General features: G+C 71.7%; 26 protein-coding genes. 14 read left to right on the forward strand and 12 right to left on the reverse strand.

Annotated elements, in window-relative coordinates:
• Positions 1-27: 27 nt before the first annotated feature.
• Positions 28-1,695, reverse strand: coding sequence for a fumarate hydratase (locus ACZ42X_RS04745; protein ID WP_468284332.1), 1,668 nt, complete (start codon positions 1,693-1,695; stop codon positions 28-30).
• A 214-nt stretch (positions 1,696-1,909) separates the two neighbouring features.
• Between ACZ42X_RS04745 and ACZ42X_RS04750 the strand changes: the two genes are divergently transcribed.
• Together ACZ42X_RS04750 and ACZ42X_RS04755 are read left to right on the forward strand one after the other, a co-directional pair.
• A complete protein-coding gene (locus ACZ42X_RS04750; protein WP_468284334.1) occupies positions 1,910-2,611 on the forward strand; it encodes a DUF1707 SHOCT-like domain-containing protein in 702 nt (233 codons plus the stop codon).
• Positions 2,612-2,778: 167 nt separating this feature from the next.
• On the forward strand, positions 2,779-3,156 hold the full coding sequence (locus ACZ42X_RS04755; RefSeq protein WP_355359266.1) for a WhiB family transcriptional regulator: 378 nt from the start codon (positions 2,779-2,781) through the stop codon (positions 3,154-3,156).
• Positions 3,157-3,412: 256 nt separating this feature from the next.
• Here ACZ42X_RS04755 and glpX read toward each other — a convergent pair whose 3' ends face one another.
• Positions 3,413-4,444: a class II fructose-bisphosphatase gene (gene glpX, locus ACZ42X_RS04760; RefSeq protein ID WP_468284337.1), complete on the reverse strand. Its 1,032-nt coding sequence runs from the start codon at positions 4,442-4,444 to the stop codon at positions 3,413-3,415.
• 139 nt (positions 4,445-4,583) lie between these two features.
• Here glpX and ACZ42X_RS04765 point away from each other — a divergent pair, with 139 nt between their 5' ends.
• Positions 4,584-5,129 (forward strand): DUF4245 domain-containing protein, encoded by a 546-nt coding sequence (locus ACZ42X_RS04765; RefSeq protein ID WP_468285577.1) that lies wholly within the window; start codon positions 4,584-4,586, stop codon positions 5,127-5,129.
• Between the two features lie 52 nt (positions 5,130-5,181).
• Here the strand turns inward: ACZ42X_RS04765 and ACZ42X_RS04770 are convergent, their stop codons facing one another.
• From ACZ42X_RS04770 to xseA, 3 genes are all read right to left on the reverse strand, one after another.
• Positions 5,182-5,772 (reverse strand): malonic semialdehyde reductase, encoded by a 591-nt coding sequence (locus ACZ42X_RS04770; protein WP_468284339.1) that lies wholly within the window; start codon positions 5,770-5,772, stop codon positions 5,182-5,184.
• A gap of 137 nt (positions 5,773-5,909) precedes the next feature.
• Positions 5,910-6,200, reverse strand: a complete 291-nt coding sequence (locus ACZ42X_RS04775; protein WP_468284341.1) for an exodeoxyribonuclease VII small subunit — start codon at positions 6,198-6,200, stop codon at positions 5,910-5,912.
• Positions 6,201-6,210: 10 nt separating this feature from the next.
• Positions 6,211-7,440 carry an exodeoxyribonuclease VII large subunit gene (gene xseA / locus ACZ42X_RS04780; RefSeq protein WP_468284343.1) on the reverse strand — a complete coding sequence of 410 codons (1,230 nt, stop codon included), beginning with the start codon at positions 7,438-7,440 and terminating at the stop codon, positions 6,211-6,213.
• Positions 7,441-7,544: 104 nt separating this feature from the next.
• On the opposite strand from xseA, the gene ACZ42X_RS04785 reads away from it, so the two are divergent.
• Both ACZ42X_RS04785 and ACZ42X_RS04790 read left to right on the forward strand, forming a co-directional pair.
• Positions 7,545-7,649 carry a putative leader peptide gene (locus ACZ42X_RS04785; RefSeq protein ID WP_355367749.1) on the forward strand — a complete coding sequence of 35 codons (105 nt, stop codon included), beginning with the start codon at positions 7,545-7,547 and terminating at the stop codon, positions 7,647-7,649.
• A 170-nt stretch (positions 7,650-7,819) separates the two neighbouring features.
• Positions 7,820-9,304 (forward strand): sulfatase family protein, encoded by a 1,485-nt coding sequence (locus ACZ42X_RS04790; RefSeq protein ID WP_468284345.1) that lies wholly within the window; start codon positions 7,820-7,822, stop codon positions 9,302-9,304.
• A gap of 121 nt (positions 9,305-9,425) precedes the next feature.
• Here ACZ42X_RS04790 and ACZ42X_RS04795 read toward each other — a convergent pair whose 3' ends face one another.
• Positions 9,426-10,796, reverse strand: coding sequence for an APC family permease (locus tag ACZ42X_RS04795; protein ID WP_468284347.1), 1,371 nt, complete (start codon positions 10,794-10,796; stop codon positions 9,426-9,428).
• A gap of 54 nt (positions 10,797-10,850) precedes the next feature.
• On the opposite strand from ACZ42X_RS04795, the gene ACZ42X_RS04800 reads away from it, so the two are divergent.
• Positions 10,851-11,870 (forward strand): 4-hydroxy-3-methylbut-2-enyl diphosphate reductase, encoded by a 1,020-nt coding sequence (locus tag ACZ42X_RS04800; protein WP_468284349.1) that lies wholly within the window; start codon positions 10,851-10,853, stop codon positions 11,868-11,870.
• 38 nt (positions 11,871-11,908) lie between these two features.
• Positions 11,909-12,652, forward strand: coding sequence for a polyphosphate--glucose phosphotransferase (gene ppgK / locus ACZ42X_RS04805; protein WP_468284351.1), 744 nt, complete (start codon positions 11,909-11,911; stop codon positions 12,650-12,652).
• Between the two features lie 167 nt (positions 12,653-12,819).
• On the opposite strand, the gene ACZ42X_RS04810 is transcribed toward ppgK, so the two are convergent.
• Positions 12,820-13,461, reverse strand: a complete 642-nt coding sequence (locus ACZ42X_RS04810) for a DUF6542 domain-containing protein (protein ID WP_468284353.1) — start codon at positions 13,459-13,461, stop codon at positions 12,820-12,822.
• Positions 13,462-13,634: 173 nt separating this feature from the next.
• On the opposite strand from ACZ42X_RS04810, the gene ychF reads away from it, so the two are divergent.
• Both ychF and ACZ42X_RS04820 read left to right on the forward strand, forming a co-directional pair.
• The gene (gene ychF / locus ACZ42X_RS04815) at positions 13,635-14,723 is read left to right on the forward strand and encodes a redox-regulated ATPase YchF (protein ID WP_468284355.1); all 1,089 of its coding nucleotides are present in this window, start codon (positions 13,635-13,637) and stop codon (positions 14,721-14,723) included.
• 525 nt (positions 14,724-15,248) lie between these two features.
• Positions 15,249-15,719, forward strand: a complete 471-nt coding sequence (locus tag ACZ42X_RS04820) for a hypothetical protein (protein WP_468284357.1) — start codon at positions 15,249-15,251, stop codon at positions 15,717-15,719.
• A gap of 208 nt (positions 15,720-15,927) precedes the next feature.
• On the opposite strand, the gene ACZ42X_RS04825 is transcribed toward ACZ42X_RS04820, so the two are convergent.
• The 3 genes from ACZ42X_RS04825 to ACZ42X_RS04835 all read right to left on the reverse strand — a co-directional run bounded on the left by ACZ42X_RS04825 (position 15,928) and on the right by ACZ42X_RS04835 (position 18,487).
• Positions 15,928-16,296, reverse strand: coding sequence for a hypothetical protein (locus ACZ42X_RS04825; RefSeq protein ID WP_468284359.1), 369 nt, complete (start codon positions 16,294-16,296; stop codon positions 15,928-15,930).
• A 96-nt stretch (positions 16,297-16,392) separates the two neighbouring features.
• On the reverse strand, positions 16,393-16,560 hold the full coding sequence (locus ACZ42X_RS04830) for a hypothetical protein (RefSeq protein WP_468284361.1): 168 nt from the start codon (positions 16,558-16,560) through the stop codon (positions 16,393-16,395).
• A 241-nt stretch (positions 16,561-16,801) separates the two neighbouring features.
• A complete protein-coding gene (locus ACZ42X_RS04835; RefSeq protein ID WP_468284363.1) occupies positions 16,802-18,487 on the reverse strand; it encodes a PucR family transcriptional regulator in 1,686 nt (561 codons plus the stop codon).
• Between the two features lie 260 nt (positions 18,488-18,747).
• On the opposite strand from ACZ42X_RS04835, the gene ACZ42X_RS04840 reads away from it, so the two are divergent.
• The 3 genes from ACZ42X_RS04840 to ACZ42X_RS04850 are packed head-to-tail and all read left to right on the forward strand — an operon-like array spanning position 18,748 to position 22,654.
• A complete protein-coding gene (locus ACZ42X_RS04840; RefSeq protein WP_468284365.1) occupies positions 18,748-19,644 on the forward strand; it encodes an FAD binding domain-containing protein in 897 nt (298 codons plus the stop codon).
• A 2-nt stretch (positions 19,645-19,646) separates the two neighbouring features.
• Positions 19,647-20,261, forward strand: a complete 615-nt coding sequence (locus ACZ42X_RS04845; RefSeq protein ID WP_468284367.1) for a (2Fe-2S)-binding protein — start codon at positions 19,647-19,649, stop codon at positions 20,259-20,261.
• Positions 20,262-20,263: 2 nt separating this feature from the next.
• Positions 20,264-22,654 carry a xanthine dehydrogenase family protein molybdopterin-binding subunit gene (locus ACZ42X_RS04850; protein ID WP_468284369.1) on the forward strand — a complete coding sequence of 797 codons (2,391 nt, stop codon included), beginning with the start codon at positions 20,264-20,266 and terminating at the stop codon, positions 22,652-22,654.
• Positions 22,655-22,749: 95 nt separating this feature from the next.
• On the opposite strand, the gene ACZ42X_RS04855 is transcribed toward ACZ42X_RS04850, so the two are convergent.
• Complete coding sequence (locus ACZ42X_RS04855) at positions 22,750-23,139, reverse strand: DUF5997 family protein (protein ID WP_468284371.1); 390 nt, start codon at positions 23,137-23,139, stop codon at positions 22,750-22,752.
• Between the two features lie 58 nt (positions 23,140-23,197).
• Here ACZ42X_RS04855 and ACZ42X_RS04860 point away from each other — a divergent pair, with 58 nt between their 5' ends.
• A complete protein-coding gene (locus ACZ42X_RS04860; protein ID WP_468284374.1) occupies positions 23,198-23,992 on the forward strand; it encodes a LysR family substrate-binding domain-containing protein in 795 nt (264 codons plus the stop codon).
• Positions 23,993-24,034: 42 nt separating this feature from the next.
• Here the strand turns inward: ACZ42X_RS04860 and ACZ42X_RS04865 are convergent, their stop codons facing one another.
• Positions 24,035-24,283 carry an SCO4226 family nickel-binding protein gene (locus ACZ42X_RS04865; RefSeq protein ID WP_468284376.1) on the reverse strand — a complete coding sequence of 83 codons (249 nt, stop codon included), beginning with the start codon at positions 24,281-24,283 and terminating at the stop codon, positions 24,035-24,037.
• 414 nt (positions 24,284-24,697) lie between these two features.
• Between ACZ42X_RS04865 and ACZ42X_RS04870 the strand changes: the two genes are divergently transcribed.
• The gene (locus tag ACZ42X_RS04870; protein ID WP_468284378.1) at positions 24,698-26,275 is read left to right on the forward strand and encodes a S8 family peptidase; all 1,578 of its coding nucleotides are present in this window, start codon (positions 24,698-24,700) and stop codon (positions 26,273-26,275) included.
• Positions 26,276-26,348 lie beyond the last annotated feature (73 nt).

Here is a 26,348-nt window from a genome sequence, read left to right on the forward strand (position 1 = left end):
TGACCGGGCCCGTACGGGGTCCGCGTGCTACGCCAGGCCCGGCCCGCGCACCGGGATCGACGTGAACGTCGGCGCCGGGGCCGGGTCCTGGAAGAAGTCGTTGCCCTTGTCGTCCACCACGATGAACGCCGGGAAGTCCTCGACCTCGATCTTCCAGACCGCCTCCATGCCGAGCTCCTCGTACTCGACGACCTCGACCTTCTTGATGCAGTCCTGCGCGAGGCGCGCCGCCGGGCCGCCGATGGAGCCCAGGTAGAAGCCGCCGTGCGCGTGGCACGCGTCCGTGACCTGCTTCGAGCGGTTGCCCTTGGCCAGCATGACCTTGGAGCCGCCCGCCGCCTGGAACTGCTCCACGTACGAGTCCATGCGGCCGGCCGTCGTCGGGCCGAAGGAACCGGAGGCGTACCCCTCGGGGGTCTTGGCCGGGCCGGCGTAGTACACCGGGTGGTCCTTCAGGTACTGCGGCATCTCCTCGCCCGCGTCCAGCCGCTCCTTGATCTTGGCGTGCGCGATGTCGCGCGCCACGACCAGCGGGCCGGTCAGCGAGAGCCGGGTCTTGACCGGGTACTTGGTCAGCTCGGCGAGGATGTCGTCCATCGGCTGGTTGAGGTCGATCTTGACGACGTCGCCTTCCTCGGCGAGCTGCTCGTCCGTCGTGTCCGGCAGGAAGCGCGCCGGGTCGGTCTCCAGCTGCTCCAGGAAGACGCCCTCGGCCGTGATCTTGGCGACGGCCTGGCGGTCGGCCGAGCAGGAGACGGCGATGGCGACCGGGCAGGACGCGCCGTGCCGGGGCAGGCGGACCACGCGCACGTCGTGGCAGAAGTACTTGCCGCCGAACTGCGCGCCGATGCCGATCTTCTGCGTCAGCTCGAAGACCTTCTCCTCCAGCTCCTTGTCGCGGAAGCCGTGCCCGAGGATCGAGCCCTCTTCCGGCAGCTCGTCGAGGTAGTGCGCGGAGGCGTACTTCGCGGTCTTCAGCGCGTACTCGGCGGAGGTGCCGCCGACGACGATCGCGAGGTGGTACGGCGGGCACGCGGCGGTGCCCAGGGAGCGGATCTTCTCCTCCAGGAACTTCATCATGGAGGCCTCGTTGAGGACCGCCTTCGTCTCCTGGTAGAGGAACGACTTGTTGGCCGAGCCGCCGCCCTTCGCCATGAACAGGAACTTGTACGCGCCGCCGTCCGTCGCGTACAGCTCGATCTGGGCGGGGAGGTTGGAGCCGGTGTTCTTCTCCTCCCACATGGTGAGCGGAGCCATCTGCGAGTAGCGCAGGTTCAGGTTCTTGTACGCGTCGTAGACGCCGCGCGAGAGGGCCTTCTCGTCCTCGCCCTCGGTGAGGACGTTCTGCCCGCGCTTGCCCATGACGATGGCCGTACCCGTGTCCTGGCACATGGGCAGGACGCCGGCGGCGGCGATGTTCGCGTTCTTGAGGAGGTCGAGCGCGACGAACTTGTCGTTGCTCGACGCCTCCGGGTCGTCGATGATCTTGCGCAGCTGCGCGAGGTGCGCGGGGCGCAGGTAGTGCTGGATGTCGTGGATCGCCTCTTCGGCGAGCTTGCGCAGCGCCTCCGGCTCGACCTTGAGGAACGTACGGCCGTCGGCCTCGAAGGTGGAGACACCCTCGGAGGTCACCAGGCGGTAGGGCGTGGTGTCCTCTCCCAGCGGGAGCAGATCGGAGTACGCAAACTCTGGCATTACGGCCATTCCTCACTCGGCGGGCGGTGGCGCCGCCTCCATTGGCAGCGCGCCCACAAGCGTAGAACGCCCCGAGCCGCCCGAACCTGTGAGGTAAGGCTCAGTTGCCGGAGTCGATTGCGCCGGTTCGGCACCTCGGCACCACGGCGCACCGGGCCGGCGCCACGGTGCACGGGGACTGGTCGCGATGTATCGCGTCTGGCAGGCTGGTTCCGTGGACTTCGAGAAGCAGCCCCAGAAGCCGGCCGCGCCCGCGCCCGCAGCCGCGCCCGCCGAGCCGCCCGCCCTACGGGCCTCGGACGCCGACCGGGACCGGATCGCGGACATCCTCCGGGAGGCCCTGGCCGAGGGCCGGATCGACCCGGAAGAGCACGCCGAGCGGATCGACGCCGTCTACCGGGCCAAGACCATGGGAGAGCTGGAACCGCTCGTACGGGACCTGCCCGCCGCACAGGCCGCCCGTCCGCCGGGCCGGCCGGCGACCCCGCCGTCGTACGCCTACGCCCACGACCCCGACGAGGACACCGGGCCCGCCGACAAGGTGATCGCGGTCTTCTCCAGCACGATCCGCAAGGGCCGCTGGCGCGTGGGCCGCCGGACCCACGCCTTCTCGCTGTTCGGCAGCGTCGAGATCGACCTCAGCGAGGCGATCTTCACCCAGCGGCTCACCACCCTCAACGCCGTCGCCGTCTTCGGCAGCGTCGAGGTCCGCGTCCCCGAGAACATCACCCTGCGCGGCGGCGGCACGGGCGTCTTCGGCACCTTCGAGGTGACCGCCCTGGAGGCCACCGACCCCGAGGCCCCGGTCGTGGTCGTCAACGGCGCGGCGGTCTTCGGCAGCGCCGAGGTCCGCCCCAAGCGCGGCAAGCGGATCGCCGACCTGCACGACCGGATGCGCAAGCACCTCGGCCACTGACGCCGGGCCGACCCGTCCCGGCAGGGCCGACCTGCCCTGCGGCGGCTTTCAGCCGACCGGAATCCCACCTGCCGGACCGGAACGCCACGCACGGCATAGGCGCGCGCACAACGGGTAAGCCTTGCTGCATCGTCTCTCGCTCGCGAAGCCGTCGTCAGGAGTAGACCGTGCTGCAACTGCCGCATCAGCCCCTCCAGGTCGCCGCCGTCCCTGCCCCGCGCCTTCCCGCGCGAGAGGACCAGGCCGGGCCGTGGCACACCGAGGCGGTGTGCCGCCGGGACGAAGCAGGCTTGTTCTTCGCCCCGTCCAAAGAGCCCACGGCCGCCCGGCTGGCCCGCGAAGAGGCCGCCAAGCGGGTCTGCGCGCGCTGCCCCGTGATGGTCGAGTGCCGGGAGCACGCGCTGCTCCAGCCCGAGCCGTACGGCGTGTGGGGCGGCCTGACCGCGGCCGAGCGCCGCGTCGTGCTGGCCCGGCGCAGGCGCCGCGAGGTCGAACTCAAGAAGGCGGCGGCCTCGACGGGCCGGCAGATCGCCGCCGCGGGCTGACGGCCACCGTCCTGACGGCCACCGCCCGGCCCGTACGGGAAGGGGCGCTCCCACCGCACATGGGGGCGCCCCTCTTCGTCTTTTTTGAGGGCTCGGTTCTCCTCCGGGGCGCCTAAGCCGGTGCCGACGGTCGAATGTGCTCGGGTCTCCCCCTGGCCTTCGGCCGGGGGGACCCCCAGTTCCTCACGACCCTCCGCGCGTTCTCCCTTTCGACACCGCCGCTCCCCTTCGGCTCACTCGCCATGGTTCGGCGCTGTTACTTTGCCCGGTCGAAGTCGATCTGGCTGTACGCGCGCAGCTTCGACAGCCGGTGCGTCGAGTCGATCTGCCGGATCGTGCCCGACTTGGAGCGCATGACGAGCGACGACGTCGTCGCCGTCTCGGCGCGGTAGCGCACGCCGCGCAGCAGCTCGCCGTCGGTGATGCCGGTGGCGACGAAGAAGACGTTGTCGCCGCTGACCAGGTCGTTGGTGGACAGCACGCGGTCCAGGTCGTGGCCGGCGTCGAGCGCGCGCTGCCGCTCCTCGTCGTCCTTCGGCCACAGCTTGCCCTGGATCACACCGCCCAGGCACTTGATCGCGCAGGCGCTGATGATGCCCTCGGGGGTGCCGCCGATGCCCATGAGCATGTCGACGCCGGTGCCCTCGCGTACGGCCATGATGGAGCCGGCCACGTCGCCGTCCGAGATGAACTTGATGCGGGCGCCCGTCTCGCGGATCTCCTTGATGATGCCCTCGTGGCGGGGGCGGTCCAGGATGACGACCGTGACGTCCTCGGGGGAGGAGTGCTTGGCCTTGGCGACGCGGCGGATGTTGACGGACACCGGGGCGTTGATGTCGACGTAGTCGGCGGCCTCCGGGCCGGTGACGAGCTTGTCCATGTAGAAGACCGCGGACGGGTCGAACATGGTGCCGCGGTCGGCGGCCGCCAGGACGGCGATGGCGTTGGGCATGCCCTTCGCGGTGAGCGTGGTGCCGTCGATCGGGTCCACGGCGATGTCGCACTCGGCGCCGGTCCCGTCGCCGATGCGCTCGCCGTTGAACAGCATCGGGGCTTCGTCCTTCTCGCCCTCGCCGATGACGACGACGCCGTTCATCGACACGGTGGAGACGAGGGTCCGCATGGCCCGCACCGCCGCGCCGTCGGCGCCGTTCTTGTCCCCGCGGCCGACCCAGCGGCCGGCGGCCATCGCGGCGGCCTCGGTGACCCGGACCAGCTCGAGGGCGAGGTTGCGGTCAGGAGCCTCGGGGGAGACCACGAGCTCGGACGGCAGATGATTGTCGGTCATCGGTACGCACCTTTCTGTACGGCGACGGCCGCAAGTGGTGAAGAGGGTGCTGCGACTCTATCGGTAGGTCGACATATTGAGCAGAGGGGCCCACGTATGAGCAGGCCACGCTGATGCGACCATAGGGGGCGTGGCAGGTATGCGAGGCAACCGGACAGTGCGCGGGATGTTCCAGTCGATGGCGGTCATCTTGGCCGCCTCCGGCGTGATCTATTTCTTCATCCCGCACGACGAGAACGCGGACCCCGTCAAGCCGGTGGACTACCGCGTCGAGCTGGTGACGGCCCAGCGCGCTGCCCCGTACCCCGTGCTGGCCCCCGAGGGCCTCGCCAAGGGGTGGACGCCGACCTCGGTCTCGTACGAGCGTGCGGAGGGCAACTCCTGGCACCTCGGCTTCCTGTCGCCGGACACGCCGGACCGGCAGTACGTGGCGGTGGAGCAGTCGACGGCGAGGCCGGAGAAGTTCATCGCCGAGGTGAGCCACGAGGCGCGGGACACGGGCCGTACGCAGCAGGTCGGCGGCGAGGTGTGGCAGCGCTGGGAAGGGCCGAAGTACGACGCGCTGGTGCGGCGCGACAAGGGCGTCACCACGGTGGTGACGGGCACGGCGTCGTACGAGCGGCTGGCGGAGATGGCGGCGGCGCTGACCTCGCCGAAGACCCCGAAGGCCCCGAAGAAGGCGTGAACGCCTGTGGGCCCCGAGCGCGCGGCGCTCGGGGCCCACAGGGCGGTACGGCTCAGACGGTCGTGACGACCTCGTCGTAGGCGAGGCGCGGGCTGCGCGGGAACCAGGCGTCCTCGCCCGGCTTGCCGATGTTGACCACCATCAGCGGGGTGTGGTCGCCGTCCAGGAACTCCTTCTGGACGCCGGCGAAGTCGAAGCCCGTCATCGGGCCGGCGGCGAGCCCCGCGGCGCGGACGCCGACGATGAAGTACGCGGCCTGCAGGGCGGCGTTCAGGGCGGCGGACTGCTCGCGGACCGGGCGCTCCGCGAAGAACATGTCCTTGGCCTGCGGGAAGTGCGGCAGCAGCTGCGGGAGCTCCTCGTGGAACTCGTTGTCGGCGGCGAGGATCGCGACCAGCGGGGCGGAGGCGGTCTTGGCCTGGTTGCCCTCGGCCATGTGCTTCACCAGGCGCTCGCGGGCCTCGGCGGAACGGACCAGGACGACGCGCAGCGGGGTCTGGTTGAAGGCGGTGGGGCCGTACTTCACCAGGTCGTAGATCGCCTGCACCTGCTCCTCGGTCACCGGCTCGTCGGTGAAGGTGTTGGCCGTCCGGGCCTCGCGGAAGAGGAGGTCCTGGGCGGCGGCGTCGAGAACGAGGGACATGCTGGTGCCTTTCGTGGTGCGGGTATCAGGCGATGTCCCGACCGTACCTCCGGGATGTGTTAACTTTCAACTAAATCGGGGTCCGAGTGATCCATGTCACTCGCTCTCCGTGTATCCCGGTATCCGGTCGCCCGTCCTCAGCGGTCGTCGCGCTCCGGCCGCTGCTCCGCCAGCGCCGCGTCCAGGCGGGCGCGGGCGCCCTCCAGCCAGTGGCGGCACACCTTCGCCAGCTCCTCGCCCCGCTCCCACAGCGCCAGCGACTCCTCGAGCGTCGTGCCGCCCGCCTCCAGGCGGCGTACGACCTCGATCAGCTCGTCGCGCGCCTGCTCGTATCCGAGTGCCGCCTCGGTCGCGCCCGCGCCCGCGCCGGCTCCCGAGTCCGCGCCGGGGCCCGTACCGGTGTCCGTGTCCGTCGTGTTGGCTGCCATGCGCACCACCCTAAGGGCGGGGTACGACACCGTCGGCGGTCACGCGCACGGCGAACTCGCCCTCCGCCACGCGCGCCCGCAGCTCCTCCTCCGGCGCGACCTCCTCCGGCGAGCGCACCACCGCGCCGTCCGCGCGCTGGAGCACGGCGTACCCCCGCTCCAGGGTCGCCGCCGGCGAAAGCGCCACCACGCGCGCGCGGGTGTGCGACAGCTCGGAGTCGGCCCGGTCCAGCAGGTGCCCCAGCACCCGGCGGCTGCGCGCCACCAGGGCGTCGACCTCCGCCGCCCGCTCGTCCACCATCCGCTGGGGGTGCTCCATCACCGGCCGGTGCAGCGCGTGCGCCAGGCCCCGCTCCTCGCGGTCCAGCAGGCCCCGCACCGTCCGCAGGGCCCGCTCCCGCAGCGCGTGCACGCGCTCCAGCTCCTCGCCGACGTCCGGCACGACCTTCTTGGCGGCGTCCGTCGGCGTGGACGCCCGCAGGTCCGCGACCAGGTCCAGCAGCGGCGAGTCCGGCTCGTGCCCGATCGCCGACACCACCGGCGTACGGCACGCGGCGACCGCCCGCACGAGCTGCTCGTCGGAGAACGGCAGCAGGTCCTCCACGCTGCCGCCGCCGCGCGCGACGACGATCACGTCGACGTCCGGCAGCCCGTCCAGCTCCTGGACCGCCTGGACGACCTGCGGCACCGCGTGCCCGCCCTGCACGGCGACGTTCCGCACCTCGAAGCGGACCGCCGGCCAGCGCCGCCGCGCGACCTCCAGCACGTCGCGCTCGGCCGCCGAGGCCCGGCCGCACACCAGCCCGATCAGCTGCGGCAGGAACGGCAGCGGCTTCTTCCGCTCCACCGCGAACAGCCCCTCCGCCCCCAGGGACCGCTTCAGCATCTCCAGCCGCGCGAGCAGCTCCCCGATCCCGACGGGCCTTATCTCCGCGGCCCGCAGCGACAGCTGCCCCCGCGGCGCGTACCACTCCGGCTTAGCGTGCACGACGACCCGCGCGCCCTCGGCGACGACATCCGCGACCGCGTCGAACACCTGCCGGTAGCAGGTCACGCTCACGGAGATGTCGTACGACGGGTCGCGCAGGGTCATGAACACGACCCCCGCGCCCGGCCGCCGCGACAACTGCGTGATCTGCCCCTCCACCCACACGGCGCCGAGCCGGTCGATCCACCCCCCGATGAGCCGCGACACCTCACCGACGGGCAGCGGAGCTTCGGCAGACGTATTCAGACCCATGCGAGCGAGCGTACGCGCCCGCACGGACAGCGCCGCGGCCACCGACGTCCGGAATCCGGGCCGCCGTTGACAGGTACACCGTCCTTCCGTGAAGCTCTGGCCTCATGCAGGCTTCCCGTGACCGCGCGGTCACGCTCGTGGAGCGCCGCCACGTCGACCTGGTCCGTGTCGCGAGCGCCATCTGTCGCCGCGCCCTCGTGCGCGCCTGACGCACCGCCGTCCCACCCTTCGCCTGCCGCCGGTATGAGGCGGTCGCCCTGCTGACGGCGCGCTGAATCCTCCCTCTCACCCTTTTCCAGCCCTTCCCGGGGCTGTCCCTCGCCGTGCGCCGCAGCGCCCTGTCATGCGCTGCGGACGCACCGCCGTGCCTGGAGACCCCATGACGTCCTCACCCACGCCGTCGCCCTCACCCACGCCCTCGCCCTCGCCCTCACCCTCGCCCTCCCTCTCACCCGGCCGCCCGAGCCTGTCCCGCCGCGCCCTCGGCGCCGCCGCCGCAGCCGCCGCGGCCGTCACCGTCGCCGGCCCGGCCGCGGGTGAGGCCGCGGGCGCGGAGCACACGCGCGAGCGGCCCTTCCGCGCCGCTGCCGGGAGGCGCTCCCCGCGCCCCAACATCCTCTTCATCCTGGGCGACGACCTCGGCTGGGCCGACCTGTCCTCGTACGGCGCCCGGCACATCAGGACACCGCACCTGGACCGGCTGGCCGCCCAGGGGCTGCGCTTCACCCACGCGTACGCCGGATCGTCCACCTGCTCGCCGACCCGCTTCAGCCTCTACACGGGCCGCTACCCGGGGCGTACGAAGGGCGGCCTCGCCGAGCCCATCGCGGACAGGTCCCAGGGCCTGGAGCCGACCCACCCGACGCTGGCGTCCCTGCTGCGCGCCGCCGGGTACCGCACCGCCCTCATCGGCAAATGGCACTGCGGCTACCTGCCCGACTACAGCCCCGTCCGCTCCGGCTGGGAGGAGTTCTTCGGGAACTTCGGCGGTGCCCTGGAGTACTACTCCAAGCTGGGCCTCGGCGGCGAGTACGACCTCTACGAAGGGGACGCGCAGTACAAGGACCTGCGCTACTACACCCGCATCCTGACGGAGCGGGCCGCCGAGTACGTCCTGCGGCCGGACCACGACCGGCCCTGGCTGCTCAACCTGAACTACACCACCCCCCACTGGCCCTGGATCGCCGACGGCGACACCGAGGCGAGCGCGGACCTCGTGCGGCGCATCAGGTCCGGGGACACCCGGGCCCTGTGGCACGCGGACGGCGGCTCGGTCGAGAAGTACGCGCAGATGGTGGAGGACCTCGACCGCTCCATAGGCACGGTCCTCGACGCGCTCCGGCGCTCCGGACAGGAGCGGGACACCCTCGTCGTCTTCGCCAGCGACAACGGCGGGGAGCGCTTCTCCTACACCTGGCCGCTGTCCGGCACCAAGGGCTCCCTCCAGGAGGGCGGCATCCGCGTCCCGACCCTCGTGCGCTGGCCGGCCCGTATCGACCCGCACCAGGTCACCGACGAGCCGGTCTTCTCCCCGGACTGGACGGCCACCCTACTGGAGGTCGCGGGTGCCCGCCCCCACCCCGCGTACCCCCTGGACGGGACGAGCCTCGCCGGCCACCTCCTGCACGGGCGGGAACTCCCGGAGCGGTCGCTGTTCTGGCGCGTACGGGGTGAACGGGCGCTGCGGCGGGGCGACTGGAAGTACCACCGCGGCAAGGACGGGCGGGACCGGCTTTTCCACCTCCCTTCGGACCAGCGGGAACAGGCGGACAGGGCGGCCGCCGAGCCCGCGCTCCTGGCCGACCTGCGGGCCCGGTGGGAGCGGATCGACGCGGGGCTCCTGCCGTACGCGCCCGCAAGCTGAACCGGGCGGCCCCGGGGCCCGGGCCACGGCCGCGAGGCCCTGGGCCCCGGGCCCGGGGGTGACTCCGGTCCCGAGACCCGGTCCCGGGACCCGGTCCCGAGGGCGGCCCCGGGGCCGCCCTCTACGCCGTCCTGTCCCGCCGCCCCCACTGCACCGCCAGCACCACCAGCCCCACCGCCAGCCACAACGCCCCCACCACCAGCGCCGACGTCGCCGCCTCCGCGATCACCGCCACCAGGATCGCGGCACCGACCACCGGCAGCACGACGTGTTTCAGCCAGTGCGGCGGCCGCCCCGTACCGCCCCTGCGTACCGCGAACCAGCCCACCACGCTCGCGTGCAGCAGGACGAACGCCGTCAGCGCCCCGATGTCCACCACCGACACCAGGTGGTCCATCCCGTCGTCCCGCCGCGCCGCCCACACCGCCGCCACCATCGTGACCACGGCCGCCACCGCCAGCGCCACCCGCGGCACCCCGCCGTCCGTACGCGCCAGCACCCGCGGCAGGCGCCGGTCGCGCGCCATCGCGAACAGCAGTCGGCCCGCCGCCGCCTGCCCCGCGAGCGCCGCGAAGGCCGCGCCGATCGCCTTGCTCGTCGCCACCAGGTCGTGCAGCCAGCCGCCCACCGACGCCTGCACGGCGTCGTAGAACGCCGACCCCTGCCGCCCGGGCTCCGCCGCCAGCCGCGCCGACGGCACCGGCTCCAGCAGCGCCACCAGGTACGTCTGCGCCACGAACAGCACGCCCGCCAGGGCCAGGCAGAACAGCACCGCGCGTGCCACCTTCCGCGAGCCCCCGGCCGCCTCCTCCGCGAACGACGCGATCGCGTCGAAACCCAGGTACGACAGCACCGCCACGGACACCGCCCCCAGCACCGCCGCCATCGAGAACCCCGCGTCCCCCGTCAGCGGCGACAGCCAGCCGCGCCGCGCCCCGTCCCGTACGAGCACCGCCACCGCCGCCACCACGAAGACGCCCAGCACCGCGATCTCCAGCGCCAGCACCGCGAAGCCCACGCGCGCGGCCGCCCGCACGCCCCACAGGTTGAGCAGCGTCGTGATCACCACGGCGAGCGCCGTCCACACCCACCGGTTCACGGACGGCACCAGCGCCTCCATCGCGATGCCCGCGAAGAGGTACGCGACCGCCGGGATCAGCACGTAGTCGAGCGCCGCCATCCACCCGGCGACGAACCCCGGCCCTTCCCCCAGGCCCTTGCGCGCGTACGTGAAGACCGACCCCGCCTGGGGCGCGACCCGCACCATCTGGGCGTAGCTGAACGCGGTGAACGCCATCGCGACCGTCGCCACGACGTAGACCAGCGCGACCGCTCCGCCCGACTTCGCGTCCAGGGTGCCGAAGACGCCGACCGGGGCCATGGGCGCGATGAAGAGCAGCCCGTAGACCACGAGGTCCCGGAACCCGAGCGTCCGCCGCAGCCCGCCGCCGCCGTGCCGCGGCTCCGCCTCCTGCGTACTGGTGCCGACCATGCCACCCAGTCTCCGTACGCGGCGGATCATGCGCCTGTCCGACGCGCCCTTACGATGGGACGCATGACTGCTGCTACGCCTGCCGCCCGCCGCGTCCTCCTCGCCGCCCCCCGCGGTTACTGCGCGGGCGTGGACCGCGCCGTGATCGCCGTCGAGAAGGCCCTGGAGCAGTACGGTGCGCCGATCTACGTACGGCACGAGATCGTGCACAACAAGTACGTGGTGCAGACCCTGGAGAAGAAGGGCGCCGTCTTCGTCGAGAAGACGGAGGAGGTCCCGCCCGGCTCGATCGTGATGTTCTCGGCGCACGGCGTGGCACCCGTCGTCCACGAGGAGGCGGCGGCCGGCCGGCTCGCCACCATCGACGCGACCTGCCCGCTGGTGACCAAGGTCCACAAGGAGGCCATCCGGTACGCGCAGGAGGACTTCGACATCCTCCTGATCGGCCACGAGGGCCACGAGGAGGTCATCGGCACGTCCGGCGAGGCGCCCGACCACATCACCCTGGTCGACGGCCCGGGCGACGTCGAGAAGGTCGAGGTCCGCGACCCGTCGAAGGTCGTCTGGCTCTCCCAGACCACCCTCTCCGTCGACGAGACGATGGAGACGGTGGACGCCCTGAAGGAGAAGTTCCCGCTGCTCGTCTCCCCGCCGAGCGACGACATCTGCTACGCGACGCAGAACCGCCAGCTCGCCGTGAAGCAGATGGGCGCCGAGGCGGACCTGGTCATCGTCGTCGGCTCGAAGAACTCCTCGAACTCCGTCCGCCTCGTCGAGGTCGCCCTCGGCGCGGGCGCGAAGGACGCCCACCTGGTGGACTTCGCCGACGAGATCGACGAGGCCTGGCTGGAGGGCGTCGGGACGGTCGGCGTCACCTCGGGCGCATCCGTCCCGGACGTCCTGGTCGAGGGCGTACTGGAGTGGCTGGCGCAGCGCGGCTTCGAGGACGTCGAGATCGTGAAGGCGGCCGAGGAGTCGATCACCTTCTCGCTGCCGAAGGAACTGCGGCGCGACCTGCGCGCCGAGGCGGCGGCGCTGGTGGCCGAGGCGGAGGCCCGCGCCGAGAAGCGGTGATTCGTGACGTGTCGGTGCCGCCCCGTAACGTTGAGTCCATGAACGTCTTCGGAGTGGACATCGGCGGGTCCGGGATCAAGGGCGCTCCCGTGGATCTGGAGCGCGGCGATCTGACCGAGGCCCGCCACAAAGTACTGACCCCGCAGCCCGCGACACCCGACGGTGTCGCGGGCTGCGTCGCCGAGGTGGTCGCCCACTTCGGGTGGTCGGGCCCGGTCGGCGTCACCTTCCCCGGCGTCGTCACCGGCTCGACGATCCGTACGGCGGCGAACGTCGACAAGGGCTGGATCGGCGTCGACGCGGCGGCCCTCATCCGCGAGCGGCTGGACGGCTCCCCGCCCGTGACGGTGCTCAACGACGCCGACGCGGCCGGCATCGCCGAGATGACCTTCGGGGCCGGGCGCGGCCGCAAGGGCACGGTGATCGTGCTGACCCTCGGCACGGGCATCGGCAGCGCGGTCTTCACGGACGGGCACCTGGTGCCCAACACGGAACTGGGCCACCTGGAGCTGGACGGCCACGAGGCGGAGAAGCGCGCCTCCACGAAGGTGAAGGACGACAAGGAGCTGAGCTGGGAGGAGTGGGCGCACCGGGTGCAGAAGTACCTGGCGCACGTGGAGATGCTCTTCTCACCCGAGCTCTTCATCCTGGGCGGCGGCGTGAGCCGCAAGGCGGAGAAGTTCCTGCCGCTGATCAAGCACGTCCGGGCGGAGCTGGTTCCCGCGCAGCTGCAGAACAACGCGGGCATCGTCGGCGCGGCGATGGCGGCCGCACAGCGCTGAGACGCAGGAGGCCCGGCGGGGAAGGCCCTCGCCGGGCCCGGTCCTCGCCGGGCCTGGTCCTCGCCGGGCCCGGCGTCGCCCGCGTCCGCCGCGGAGAGGTCCCGGGAGCCGGCTCTCCCGGGAGCCGGCTCGCCACCACCCGGGAGGGCGCCCGCCGCGGCCTGGCGCTACGGCGTGGTGCGGCGCTGCGCCATGCGCGCGGCGGCCGCCGCGCGCTGGCGCCGGCCCATCTCGCGCACCTTGCGCACGCAGGTGATGAGGCCCGCCACCAGCGTGCCGCCGTACAGCCACCCGGCGTGGACGGCGAGCGCGGTGACCACGGCCATGGTCCGGCCGCCGACGCCCCCGACGCCGCCCGCGATCGGTACGACGCCGACGGCGAAGGCGATGGGCACGCTGATCGGCGCCGTGACCAGGTCGGCCTCCCGTACCCACAGCGCGGTGAGCGCGCTGACGGGCAGGAAGAGGAGCCCGTACACCAGCGGCGAGCCGTCGAACAGCAGCCAGTCCAGACAGCCGACGACGAACATGGCCCCGGCGGCGAACAGCCCCGCGCCGAGCCCGGTCAGCCGTGGCCGGGGCAGCCGCCGCAGCGCGAGGACGAGGGGCGGCACCGGCCGGGGCCGGGTGCGGCGCACCGGCCCGCCGCGCGGCCGCTCCGGCCGGGCACCGGGACCGGGCCGTGGGCCCCGCCGTACCACCGGGCGGGGTGGCCCCTCGACGAGCGCACCCTGGGGCGGCGCGGCGACCGGGGGGCGCTGGCGCGGCCGCTGCCGGCGCCGAGGGGGACTGTTCCGTTGCTGCTCCACGTGGACAACGTAGGTCGCGAGCGGGCGGGAATCCGGCATCGGACACGCCGTTTATACGACCTTGGCCGAGAGTTCGCCCGGGCGACGCCCCCGCCGGCCGTCGCTGCCCGCCCCGGCGCGCCCGTAAACTGGGGGGTCGGCCCACCATCCACACTTCTAGGGAAGTCGCCAACGTGTCGCTCACGATCGGAATCGTCGGCCTGCCGAATGTCGGCAAGTCGACCCTGTTCAACGCCCTGACCAAGAACGACGTGCTGGCGGCCAACTACCCGTTCGCCACCATCGAGCCCAACGTCGGCGTCGTCGGTGTCCCGGACGCCCGCCTCACCAAGCTCGCCGAGATCTTCAACTCGCAGCGGGTCCTCCCGGCGACCGTCGACTTCGTCGACATCGCGGGCATCGTGCGCGGCGCGAGCGAGGGTGAGGGCCTGGGCAACAAGTTCCTGGCGAACATCCGCGAGTCCGACGCGATCTGCCAGGTCATCCGCGCCTTCAAGGACGAGAACGTCGTCCACGTCGACGGCAAGGTCTCGCCGAAGGACGACATCGAGACGATCAACACCGAGCTGATCCTCGCCGACCTCCAGACGATCGAGAAGGTCCTGCCGCGCCTCCAGAAGGAGTCCCGGATCAAGAAGGACGTCGCCCCCAAGGTGGCGGCGGTCGAGGCGGCCCAGGAGATCCTGGAGAAGGGCGACACGCTCTTCTCGCACGGCATCGTCCAGGGCTCCGAGAAGGCCGAGCTCCTCCACGACCTGCACCTCCTCACCACCAAGCCGTTCCTGTACGTCTTCAACGTCGACGAGGACGAGCTGGTCGACGAGGCCTTCAAGGAGGAGCAGCGCGCCCTGGTGGCCCCGGCCGAGGCGATCTTCCTCAACGCCAAGCTGGAGGCGGACCTCGCCGAGCTCGACGAGGAGGACGCCATGGAGCTCCTCCAGTCCGTCGGAGCCGAGGAGCCCGGCCTGGCGACCCTGGCCCGCGTCGGCTTCGACACCCTGGGCCTGCAGACCTACCTCACGGCGGGCCCGAAGGAGTCCCGCGCCTGGACCATCAAGAAGGGCGCGACGGCCCCCGAGGCGGCCGGTGTGATCCACACCGACTTCCAGAAGGGCTTCATCAAGGCCGAGGTCATCTCCTTCGACGACCTGGTCGCCACGGGCTCCGTCGCCGAGGCCCGCGCGGCGGGCAAGGCCCGCATGGAGGGCAAGGAGTACGTGATGCAGGACGGCGACGTGGTGGAGTTCCGCTTCAACGTGTGACGGGCTGACGCCATGATCGGCTGAGGTGCTGGTCAGACGGTGAAACCCCAGGTAAGGGGCCAGGTCTTAGGGTCTGGCCCCTTCCTTTTTCTCCGGCTGGATCAGTCTGTCTCCTGGCTGTGGGCATGGCTGCCGACCTGCGGGGGCCTGTCCAGGTCAGGTCAGGTGACGGGCGACGCGCACGCCATGAACCTGGCTTCGAGGACGGCCGCGCCCTGCGCTGATGAGTCGTACAGGGGGCGTTCATGGACGCGGACTCGTCCCGGCTGCCTCAGGGCGGTTGAATGCTCAGGTGGTGAACTGGGCACGGATGTACGACTGCTACGGGGACATCGATCGCGTCCCCGAGCTCCTGGCGCGCGTCGAGCGCGAGGACGACGCAGAGGCATGGGATGAGCTGGGTTACCGACTGGTCCTTGAGGGCGACTTGGTGTTCCCCGCCAGCTTCGCCGCACTGCCGCGTCTGGTGCGTCTCGCGTCGCGGAGCGCGCGGGCGCGCGGGCGCGCGGGCTGGCCGGGACGATCGTGCGGTGCGCGGCAGGGGGTCACGGGTGCGACGATCTGCTGGAGGGCTGCGCCGACGCGATCGCGGAGTTCCGTGAGCTGCTGGATCGGCACCTGCGGTCGCGGCCAGACGACTACGTCGCGACTTTCCTCTCCTTGCTCGCGGTGGAAGAGCAGTACCACTGGAGTGCGGTCCTGGGGGACTTCTCGGACGACTTCTACCAGGTCACCTGCCCTCACTGCGCTGCAGAGGTGACGATCGCCATCGGCGATTACGGGCGCTACTCAGCGATCCGGGATTGGCACCTCGGCGACGTGGACCGACGCGGACTCAGGCCGGCGTCCCCGGAAAGCCTTTCCGGCGTCGGTCGGCGGATGCGTGAGACTGCCGACCGCGATGGGGAAACCGTGCTCGCCGACGGGATCGCCCATCTCTTCGGCCATGCGGAATGTCCGCGCTGTGCCAGCGTCTTCAACATCGCGGATGAGTAAGCGTCTTCCCATCGCCCCGTCATGTGAGCGGTGCGTCGGGAGCGAGCGGCTCTCGGCGCGCACCCGGCCTCTGCCACTGCTTGGCCGCAGGGATTGGTCGAACTTCACGTGGCGCGACTTGCACAAGGCCCTCGTGAACGGCGTCCCGATCCACGAAGTGAGCCGCCGGCTCGGTCACCGGAACATCAAGACGATCGTCGACACCACGTCACTGACCTGACAGACATGCAGTCAGAAGGGGCCGGGAGACCCGGCCCTCCAGCAGGTTCCGGGCGGTCGGCACCCGCAGGGTGATCCCGGTGCGGCGTAGTTCTACCTCGAAGCCGCCGTCGGGCGAAGGCGGCGTGGCCTGGGCCGTCGGCTGGAAGCGTTCCAGGTGCAGCGCCCCCGGCGGCAGGAGGCGTTCGGTGCGGGTGCGTACCGCCTCCAGCAGGCCCTCGGGGCAGCAGCAGTAGACCACCGTGTCCGGCGGCAGGCCGGTCAGGGCCCGGTCCAGGTCCGGCAGGCCGTGGCTGTCCTGCGGCCACAGGATGACCTCTCCACCGCGCAGGGCGGCCAGCTCCGTGCGGAAGGCCATGGTGGAAACTGCCGCAACACCCGTAACGGCCAAGGCCACCGCACCCGGGCAGCGGGTGCGGTGGCCTTGGCCCGTCACGGCGAGAGGTCGGGGGCGTCAGCCCCAGATCGGCTCGTTGTTGTTGGTGGAGCCGGTGGAGTTGATGGAGGCGGTGGTCGCGAGCACCGGGCCGGTCTGCTGCTCCGCGGCGGCGGTCGTGCCGCCCAGAGCGACGAGGGCGAGGGCGGCAGCGGTGACGGTGGCGGCGACGGCGGCGCGAAGCATGCGGAATCCCTTATTCGCTAAGTGACGGGTCGTGACTGCCGGTGTTCCCCGGCGACACCGATACTGCCGTTGCGCCGGGCGCGCCGACAGGGAGATCGCCTGGCATGATCCGTCCAGGCACAACCGTGTCATCTGCGCCTCGTGGTCGGGCAGTTGGACCCGGGCCGCCGAGCTCAAGGCCGCGGTCGAGGCCGAGCGCGTACGAGCCGGGCGCCTCGCCTCGCGTCCCACCGGCGGACACTCAGCCCGCCCTCAACGCCGCGAGGAAGTCCAGCCTCGTCTCCAGCCGGGCCAGATCGCGGCCGGTGAGGTGCTCGATGCGGGCGATGCGGTGGCGCAGCGAGTTGACGTGCAGACGGAGGCGGGCGGCGCATTGGGTCCAGGACGCGTCGCAGTCGAGGAACGCCTCCAGCGTGGCCAGCAGGTCCGTTCGGTGGCGGCTGTCGTGGTCGCGCAGCGGGCCGAGGAGTCGGGTGGCGAAGGCGTGACGCGTCTCGGCCGGGATGAGGGGCAGCAGCGACAGGATGTGCGAGGTGAGGTCGTCGGGGCCGCGTACGGTCACGCGGTCCGGGCCGTCGGCGGCGACCCGCAGCGCGGTACGGGCCTGGTCGAGCGCGCGGCGGGCGTTCCCGGGGGCGGGCACCGGAGAGCTGACGCCGAGGGAGACGCTGCCCGTGGGGCCGAGCCAGCGGGTGAGCACCGCGGCGAGCTTCCGCTGCAGGGCGGCGCAGTCGAGGACCGGGTCGGGGGCCGCGCCCGGGCGCTCGGGCAACCGTACGAGGAGGACGGCCTGTTCGCCGTCGACGGTGCCGGCGACGTCCTCCGGCGGTACCAGCACCGGGCCGTCCTCGTGGATCAGGGCCTCCTCCAGCAGGACGCGCAGGGCGGCGGCGGGAACGGGGCGGACCGCGTCCCACTGCCCCTCGGCCACCACGAACTGGCTGCGCTGCCAGCGGTCGCGCCGGGTGACGACGCAGTGCGCGGTGCTGCGCAGCCGGATGGGCCACTCGTCGGGTGGGACGTCGCTGTACAGGAGGTCGAGGATGCGGCGGGCGAGGTCGCTGAGCACCGCCTTCTCCTGGTCGTGTACGGAGCGCGCGTCGGCGACCAGTTCGACGATCCGGTCGAGGAGTGCAGCGTCCGCCGCGGGCCACTGCGACGTGTCGGCGTCCACGACGAGCAGCCAGTCACCCAGCTCGGCGGCGTGCCCCTCGTCGGCCGATGGCGATGTCGATGCTGGTGCCGCCGACAGCGTCGCGGTGTCGCATACCGGCACGAGCGAGTAGAGCCGCTCGCCGAGCGCGACCCGATGGGGCGCCGCCTCGTGTGCGCGGCGCGCCGCGAGGTACCGGGAGGCCAGCGCCACCGCCGTCCTGGGCCGCAGCGCAGGGTGCGCCCCGGCGATCTGACGCCCGGTCGCGGACAGCACCCGCACGTCGAGGCCGAGGCTGGCGCGCAGGAGCTCCAGTACGGCGTCCGGGGCGCCCTGGTCGGTGAGGAGCCGGCGGTGGCGTTCGACCACGGAGGCGAGGTCGCCGCCGGGCCGGCGCTGCACACGGCGCAGGACGTGTTCGGTGATCGCGCCGAACGACGTCTCCGGTCGTACGGCGATGAGGGGAAGGCCGTGGCGCCGGCAGGCGCGTACGACGTCATCCGGTACGTACCCGTGTTCCACCTCGCCGGCGGCGAGAGCCGTGACGCCCGCGCGGTCGAGGATGCGTACGAAGGGCTCGGCGTCTCCGTCCGCCTGCCACCAGGCGAGCCCGGTGAGGACGAGTTCGCCGCCGGTGAGGAAGCGGCCGGGGTCGGCCAGGTCGATGGTCGGAACGGCGCGTATGGCTCGGTCGAGGACGCCGTCGTCGGCGTCCGGGCCCACGACGAGGAGCAGTCCCAGCTCCTCGATGCCCAGGAGTTCGCGTAGCCGCATGAGCGCCACTCTCTCATGCGGCGCTGCATGTCGGGCGGGAATCACCGCAGTTCACCGCGTTGAGACGGTGGGAAAGCACGGTCGTCCACAGGCGGCGGAGAAGTCGCTTCTGAGCGATCGGTGACTGCCTCCCCCCGGTCATCGCGCTGTCTACTTCTCCGCGTGCGGCCGACAGCGACTTCGGGCCCCCCTCTCGGGGCGGCGCCCGGACGAACGACTCGCCACGAACCACCCCAGAAGACCGACCAGGAGAGCCGCTCATGGAATTTCTTCGCCCCGCCGACTGGGCGGAGGCGCTCGCCGCGAAGGCCGAGCACCCCACGGCAGTACCGATCGCCGGTGGCACCGATGTGATGGTCGAGATCAACTTCGACCACCGCCGCCCCGAACACCTCCTGGACCTGGGCCGTATCGCCGAGCTCCGGGAATGGCACGTCGGCCGGGACACCGTCCAGTTGGGCGCCTCCGTGCCGTACACGCGGATCATGGAGGACCTCCGTGACGAGCTGCCGGGCCTGGCCCTGGCGTCCCACACCGTCGCCTCCCCGCAGATCCGCAACCGCGGCGGCGTCGGCGGCAACCTGGGCACCGCGTCCCCGGCCGGTGACGCCCACCCGGCGCTGCTGGCGGCGGGTGCCGAGGTGGAGGTGGAGTCCGTGCGCGGCTCCCGCTTCATCCCGATCGACGAGTTCTACACCGGTGTGAAGCGCAACGCGCTCGCCCCGGACGAGCTCATCAAGACGGTGCACATCAAGAAGGCCGACGGCCCGCAGCAGTACTCCAAGGTCGGCACGCGGAACGCCATGGTCATCGCGGTCTGCGCCTTCGGCCTGGCGCTGCACCCGGAGACCCGGACCGTGCGCACGGGCATCGGCTCCGCGGCTCCCACCCCGGTGCGGGCCAAGGCGGCCGAGGAGTTCCTGAACGCCGCGCTCGAAGAGGGCGGATTCTGGGACAACGGCAAGATCATCACCCCGTCGGTCGCCAAGCAGTTCGCGGAGCTCGCCTCCGCCGCCTGCAACCCGATCGACGACGTACGAGGCACCGCGAGCTACCGCCGTCACGCCGTCGGGATCATGGCCCGCCGCACGCTCGGCTGGACCTGGGAGCAGTACCGCAGCGGCACGGGCCGTGGCGTCGCGGAAGGAGTGGCGTAACCATGCGCGTCAATTTCACCGTCAACGGACGTCGGCAGGAGGCCGACGACGTCTGGGAGGGCGAGTCCCTCCTCTACCTCCTGCGCGAACGCGTGGGTCTGCCCGGTTCCAAGAACGCCTGCGAGCAGGGCGAGTGCGGTTCCTGCACGGTCCGCCTGGACGGTGTCCCGGTGTGTTCGTGCCTGGTCGCAGCCGGGCAGGTCGAGGGCCGCGAGGTCGTCACGGTCGAGGGCCTCGCCGACTACGCCGAACAGCGTGCCGCGCACGGGGGTCGCGGCACCCACCACGGCGAGGCGACCGAGGCGGTCACCGACGCGGCCACCGACACGCGGACCGGTTCCACCGGCGAGGGCAGTCCCTCCCCGCGTACGGCGCTCTCGCCGATCCAGCAGGCGTTCATCGACGCGGGCGCCGTCCAGTGCGGCTTCTGCACCCCGGGCCTGCTGGTCGCGGCCGACGAGATGCTGGAGCGCAACCCGTCCCCGACGGACGAGGACATCCGCGAAGGGCTCTCCGGCAACCTCTGCCGCTGCACCGGTTACGAGAAGATCCTCGACGCGGTCCGTCTGGCCGCGGCCCGCCGAGAAGGTCAAGGACTCCAGGAAGGCGTGGTCTGATCATGGCCGGCACCACCACGGGTATACCCACCAACGTCACCCAGCGCTCCCAGGCCAAGGGCGGTATCGGCGAGTCGACGCTCCGCCCCGACGGCACCCTCAAGGTCACCGGCGAGTTCGCCTACTCCTCGGACATGTGGCACGAGGACATGCTCTGGGGCCAGATCCTGCGGTCCACGGTCGCGCATGCCGAGATCGTGTCCATCGACACCTCCGAGGCCCTCGCGCAGGCCGGCGTCTACGCGGTGATGACGTACGACGACCTCCCGGCCCCGATGAAGTACTACGGCATGGAGTTCCAGGACACCCCGGTCCTCGCTCACGGCAAGGTCCGCCACCACGGTGAGCCGGTGGCCCTCGTGGCCGCCGACCACCCGGAGACGGCCCGCCGCGCCGCCGCGAAGATCAAGATCGAGTACCGGGAGCTGCCGCTCGTCACCGACGAGGCCTCGGCGACCGCTCCCGACGCCGTACTCGTCCACGAGAACCGCACCGACCACCACGCCGCGCACGTCCCGCACCCGAACATCGTGCACCGCCAGCCGATCATCCGCGGCAACGTGGAGGAGGCGCGCAAGCGCGCCGACGTGATCGTCGAGGGCGAGTACACCTTCGGCATGCAGGACCAGGCCTTCCTCGGCCCCGAGTCCGGTCTCGCCGTGCCCGCGGAGGACGGGGGCGTCGACCTGTACGTCGCCACCCAGTGGCTGCACTCGGACCTCAAGCAGATCGCCCCGGTCCTCGGCCTGCCCGAGGAGAAGGTGCGGATGACGATGGCCGGCGTCGGCGGCGCGTTCGGCGGCCGCGAGGACATCTCGATGCAGATCCACGCCTCCGTGCTCGCGCTCCGCACGGGCAAGCCGGTCAAGATCGTCTACAACCGCTACGAGTCGTTCTTCGGCCACGTCCACCGGCACCCGGCGAAGCTCTACTACGAGCACGGCGCCACCAAGGACGGCAAGCTCACGCACATGAAGTGCAAGATCGTGCTGGACGGCGGCGCCTACGCGTCGTCCACGGCCTCGGTCGTCGGCAACGCGTCGTCCCTCTCGGCCGGTCCGTACGTCATCGACGACGTCGAGATCGAGGCGATCGGCCTCTACACGAACAACCCGCCCTGCGGCGCGATGCGCGGCTTCGGCGCGGTCCAGGCGTGCTTCGCGTACGAGGCCCAGATGGACAAGCTCGCGGCGAAGCTGGGCATGGACCCGGTGGAGTTCCGCCAGCTTAACGCGATGGAGCAGGGCACGATCATGCCGACCGGCCAGCCGGTCGACTCGCCCGCCCCGGTCGCCGAACTGCTGCGGCGCGTCAAGGCCCGTCCGCTGCCGCCGGAGCGCCAGTGGGAGACCACGGCGGGCGCCGACGTCCGCGCGCTGCCCGGTGGTCTGTCGAACACCACGCACGGCGAGGGCGTCGTCCGCGGCGTCGGCTACGCGGTCGGCATCAAGAACGTCGGCTTCTCCGAGGGCTTCGACGACTACTCCACCGCCAAGGTGCGCATCGAGGTCATCAACGGCGAGGCCGTCGCCACCGTCCACACGGCCGCGGCGGAGGTCGGCCAGGGCGGTGTCACCATCCACGCCCAGATCGCCCGCACCGAACTCGGCGTCCAGCAGGTCACCATCCACCCCGCCGACACCCAGGTGGGCTCGGCCGGTTCGACCTCCGCGGCCCGCCAGACCTACATGACCGGCGGCGCCATCAAGAACTCCTGCGAGATCGTCCGCGAGAAGGTCCTGGAGATCGGCCGCCGCAAGTTCGGCACGTACCACCCCGCGTGGGCCACCGCCGAACTCCTCCTGGAGGGCGGCAAGGTCGTCACCGACGGCGGCGAGGTCCTCGCCACCCTGGTGGACGTCCTGGAGGACCAGGCCGTGGAGGTCGAGGAGGAGTGGCGTCACCGCCCGACCGAGGCGTTCGACCTGCGCACCGGCCAGGGCAACGGCCACGTCCAGTACTCCTTCGCCGCGCACCGCGCGGTCGTGGAGGTCGACACCGAGCTCGGCCTGGTCAAGGTCATCGAGCTCGCCTGCGCCCAGGACGTCGGCAAGGCCCTCAACCCGCTGTCCGTCGTCGGCCAGATCCAGGGCGGCACCACGCAGGGCCTGGGCGTGGCGGTCATGGAGGAGATCATCGTGGACCCGAAGACCGCGAAGGTGAGGAACCCCTCCTTCACGGACTACCTGATCCCCACCATCCTCGACACCCCGACCATCCCCGTCGACTACCTCGAACTGGCGGACCCGAACGCTCCGTACGGCGTCCGCGGCATCGGTGAGGCCCCGACCCTGTCGTCCACCCCGGCCGTCCTCGCGGCGATCCGGAACGCGACGGGCCTGGAGCTGAACAAGACGCCGGTCCGCCCCGAGCACCTCACCGGCACCCTGTAGAACCTCGGACAGCGAAGGGGGCCGGACTCACCCGAGTCCGGCCCCCTTTCCGCTACGTAACGTGAGCGCGGTCAGGAGCGCGCGGCCCGGGCGTGCTAGCCCTGCTTCTCCTGCTCCGCCTGCTTCGCCTTGAGGCGGGCGGCTTCCTTGCGGACCTCGGCCTGCGTGGCGCGCTCCTTCTGGAGCCACTCGGGGGACTCCTGCTTCAGCGCCTCGATCTGCTCCGTGGTGAGGGCCTCCGTCACTCCGCCGCGGGCCAGGCCCGAGATGGAGATGCCCAGCTTGGCGGCGACGACCGGGCGGGGGTGCGGGCCGTTGCGGCGCAGCTCGCGGAGCCATTCCGGGGGGTCGGTCTGGAGGGCGGTCAGCTCGTCGCGCGTGACGACACCCTCACGGAACTCGGCGGGGGTGGCCTCGAGGTACACACCCAGCTTCTTCGCCGCGGTAGCGGGCTTCATCGTCTGGGCGGTCTTGTGCGACGTCATGGGACCAAGGATATCGAGCATGCGCGCGACCGCCGACCACGCCCGGTAACCTGGCCGGGTGACAGGCTCGGAAGCACCTTCCCCGTTCCGGCTCGCGTACGTCCCGGGCGTGACCCCTGCCAAGTGGGTGCGGATCTGGCAGGAGCGCCTGCCCGACATCCCGCTGGAGCTCGTCGCGGTGCCGGCCGCCGAGGCCCCCGACGTACTGCGCCGGCGCGGCGCCGACGCCGGTTTCCTGCGGCTGCCGGTCGACGGGACGGATCTCAGCGCGATCCCGCTCTACACCGAGACGACGGTGGTCGTGGTGCCGAAGGACCACATCGTGGCGGCGGTCGAGGAGGTCTCCGCCGAGGAGCTGGCCGACGAGATCGTCTTCCACCCGCTCGACGACACCCTCGACTGGGAGCACCCCCCGGGCCGGCCCGCGATCGAGCGCCCCGCCACGACGGCGGACGCCATCGAGCTGGTGGCGGCGGGGGTGGGTCTGCTCTTCGTCCCGCAGTCGCTGGCGCGTCTGCACCACCGCAGGGACCTCACGTACCGGCCGGTCACCGGTGTTCCGCAGTCGCGCGTCGCCCTGTCGTGGCCGGAGGAGGCCACCACCGACAGGGTGGAGGACTTCATCGGGATCGTCCGCGGGCGGACCGTCAACAGCACGCGTGGTCGCGCCGCCGCCCCGGCCGCTCAGCCGAAGCAGCGCAAGCGCCCCGAGACGACGGGGGCCGGCGCACGGCGGAAGCCCACCCCCGGCAAGTCAACTGGAAAGTCGGCCGGAAAGGCGACGGGGAAGTCGGCCGGAAAGTCGGCCGGAAAGAGCGGCGCCAAGCGGGGCAAGCCCCGCCGCCGGCCGTAGCCGCTCGGGGGGAGCCGCCGGGGCGCCGGGGCGCAGGGGCGCTCAGACCGACAGCGGCACCTCGTGGATCTCGTCGGCCGCGTGGCCGGTCCGTTCGTGGATGCGCTTCACCGCGTCCGCCGAGGGGCCGGTGGACAGGCAGTAGACCGTGCCGGACTGCGGGTCGGCCCATGCCCTCTCGAAGTGGACGCCTTCCTCCTTCTCGATGGCGAGGTCCGCCTCGTGCGCCTCGCGCAGCTGCTCGGACGTGATGCCCTTCATTCCGCGGTGGACGTCCATGTACGTACCCATGGCTCCCGCACCTCCGGGGTCGTGGTTGTGGGCCTCACTTCCATGCTGCACCCGCAATCGGCCCCCTGCGCGCCGCGCCCGTGGGCTCGACAAGCAGGCTCGTTCGGCCACGTCTGGTTGCGCCGTACCAGGTCAGGGCCGAAGCGGGGGGCCGGACTCCGCATCGTGCACAGGCGTACGACCCCGGCGCGAGCACGCGTTCCGGTGTGGCGGCCGTATGGCGACCTTGTTACCGGCACGTCGGGACCCTTGTGCGATTCCTATGGATCAGCCAATCTTTCGCTCGGCGGTCAGGCACGGGACACACCCCGTACACGGCGGCGTTCATCCGTCACGTCGTTTGTCATGGGCACGTCCATGTCTGGGTGCCGCACCCCCACAGCAACGCACCACCCGATGAGGAGGACCCCTCACATGTCAGTGATGCGTACCTCGCGGCGAAGACTCGCCGCGGCCAGCGCCATAGCCGTCGCCTCCCTGGCGCTCGGCACCGCGTCCGCCCTGCCGTCCGCCGCGGCCGAGGTGGCACCGGAAGGCGTCATCCAGTACGCGGGCGCTCCCAACGCCGTCGCGGGCAGCTACATCGTCACCCTGGACGAGTCCGAGGCTCCCGCCGAATCCAAGGCGGGCCGCGCGGTCGCCGCGAAGTACGGCGCGAAGATCGAGAAGACGTTCACCTCGGCCCTCAACGGTTACGCCGTCGAGCTCTCCGAGGCCCAGGCGAAGAAGCTCGCCGCCGACCCGGCCGTCGACTCCGTCGTCCAGAACCGCGTCTTCAGCATCAACGGCACCCAGCCCTCGCCGCCCTCCTGGGGCCTGGACCGCATCGACCAGCGCGCCCTGCCGCTCAACCAGAGCTACACCTACCCCGAGCCGGCCGGGGAGGGCGTCACCGCGTACATCATCGACACCGGCGTACGCATCACCCACGGCGACTTCGGCGGGCGGGCCTCGTACGGCTTCGACGCCGTCGACAACGACAACACCGCGCAGGACGGCAACGGCCACGGCACGCACGTCGCCGGCACCGTCGCGGGCAACGCGTACGGCGTGGCCAAGAAGGCCAAGATCGTCGGCGTCCGCGTGCTCAACAACTCCGGCTCCGGCACCACCGCCCAGGTCGTCGCCGGCATCGACTGGGTGACCCGCAACGCCGTCAAGCCGGCCGTGGCCAACATGAGCCTCGGCGGCGGCGCCGACTCGGCGCTCGACACGGCCGTACGCAACTCCATCGCCTCGGGCGTCACCTACGCCATCGCGGCGGGCAACGACGGCCGCGATGCCTCCAGCACCTCGCCGGCCCGCGTCAGCGAGGCCATCACGGTCGGCTCCACCACCAACACCGACGCGCGGTCCAGCTTCTCCAACTACGGCTCCATCGTGGACATCTTCGCGCCGGGCTCCTCCATCACCTCCGCCTGGAACACCGGCGACACCGCCACCAACACCATCTCCGGTACGTCGATGGCCACCCCGCACGTCGCGGGCGCCGCCGCGCTGTACCTGGCCAACAACCGGACGGCGACCCCGTCCCAGGTCGCCTCGGCCCTGACCTCCGCCGCCACCACCGGCGTGGTCACCAACCCGGGCACCGGCTCCCCGAACCGCCTGCTGTACGTGGGTGACGGCGGTACGACGCCGCCGCCCGGCAAGCGGTTCGAGAACACCGCCGACTACGCGATCAACGACAACGCCACCGCGGAGTCGCCCGTCACCGTCTCCGGCGTCACGGGCAACGCCCCGGCCGCCCTCCAGGTGCCGGTGAACATCGTCCACACGTACATCGGTGACCTCCAGGTGCAGCTGATCGCGCCCGACGGCACCGCGTACACGCTGAAGGCGTACGGGACCGGCGGCAGCGCCGACAACATCAACACCACGTACACCGTCAACGCCTCCTCGGAGGTCGCGAACGGCACGTGGAAGCTGCGGGTGAGCGACAACGCGAACTACGACACCGGGAAGATCGACTCCTGGGCGCTGCAGTTCTGATGACCTGACGCTCCCGATCCACCGCACGTGAAGGGCACGTGAAGGGCGGCCGCCATCCCATGGCGGCCGCCCT

The sequence above is a fragment of the Streptomyces sp. NPDC030862 genome, assembly GCF_055571835.1.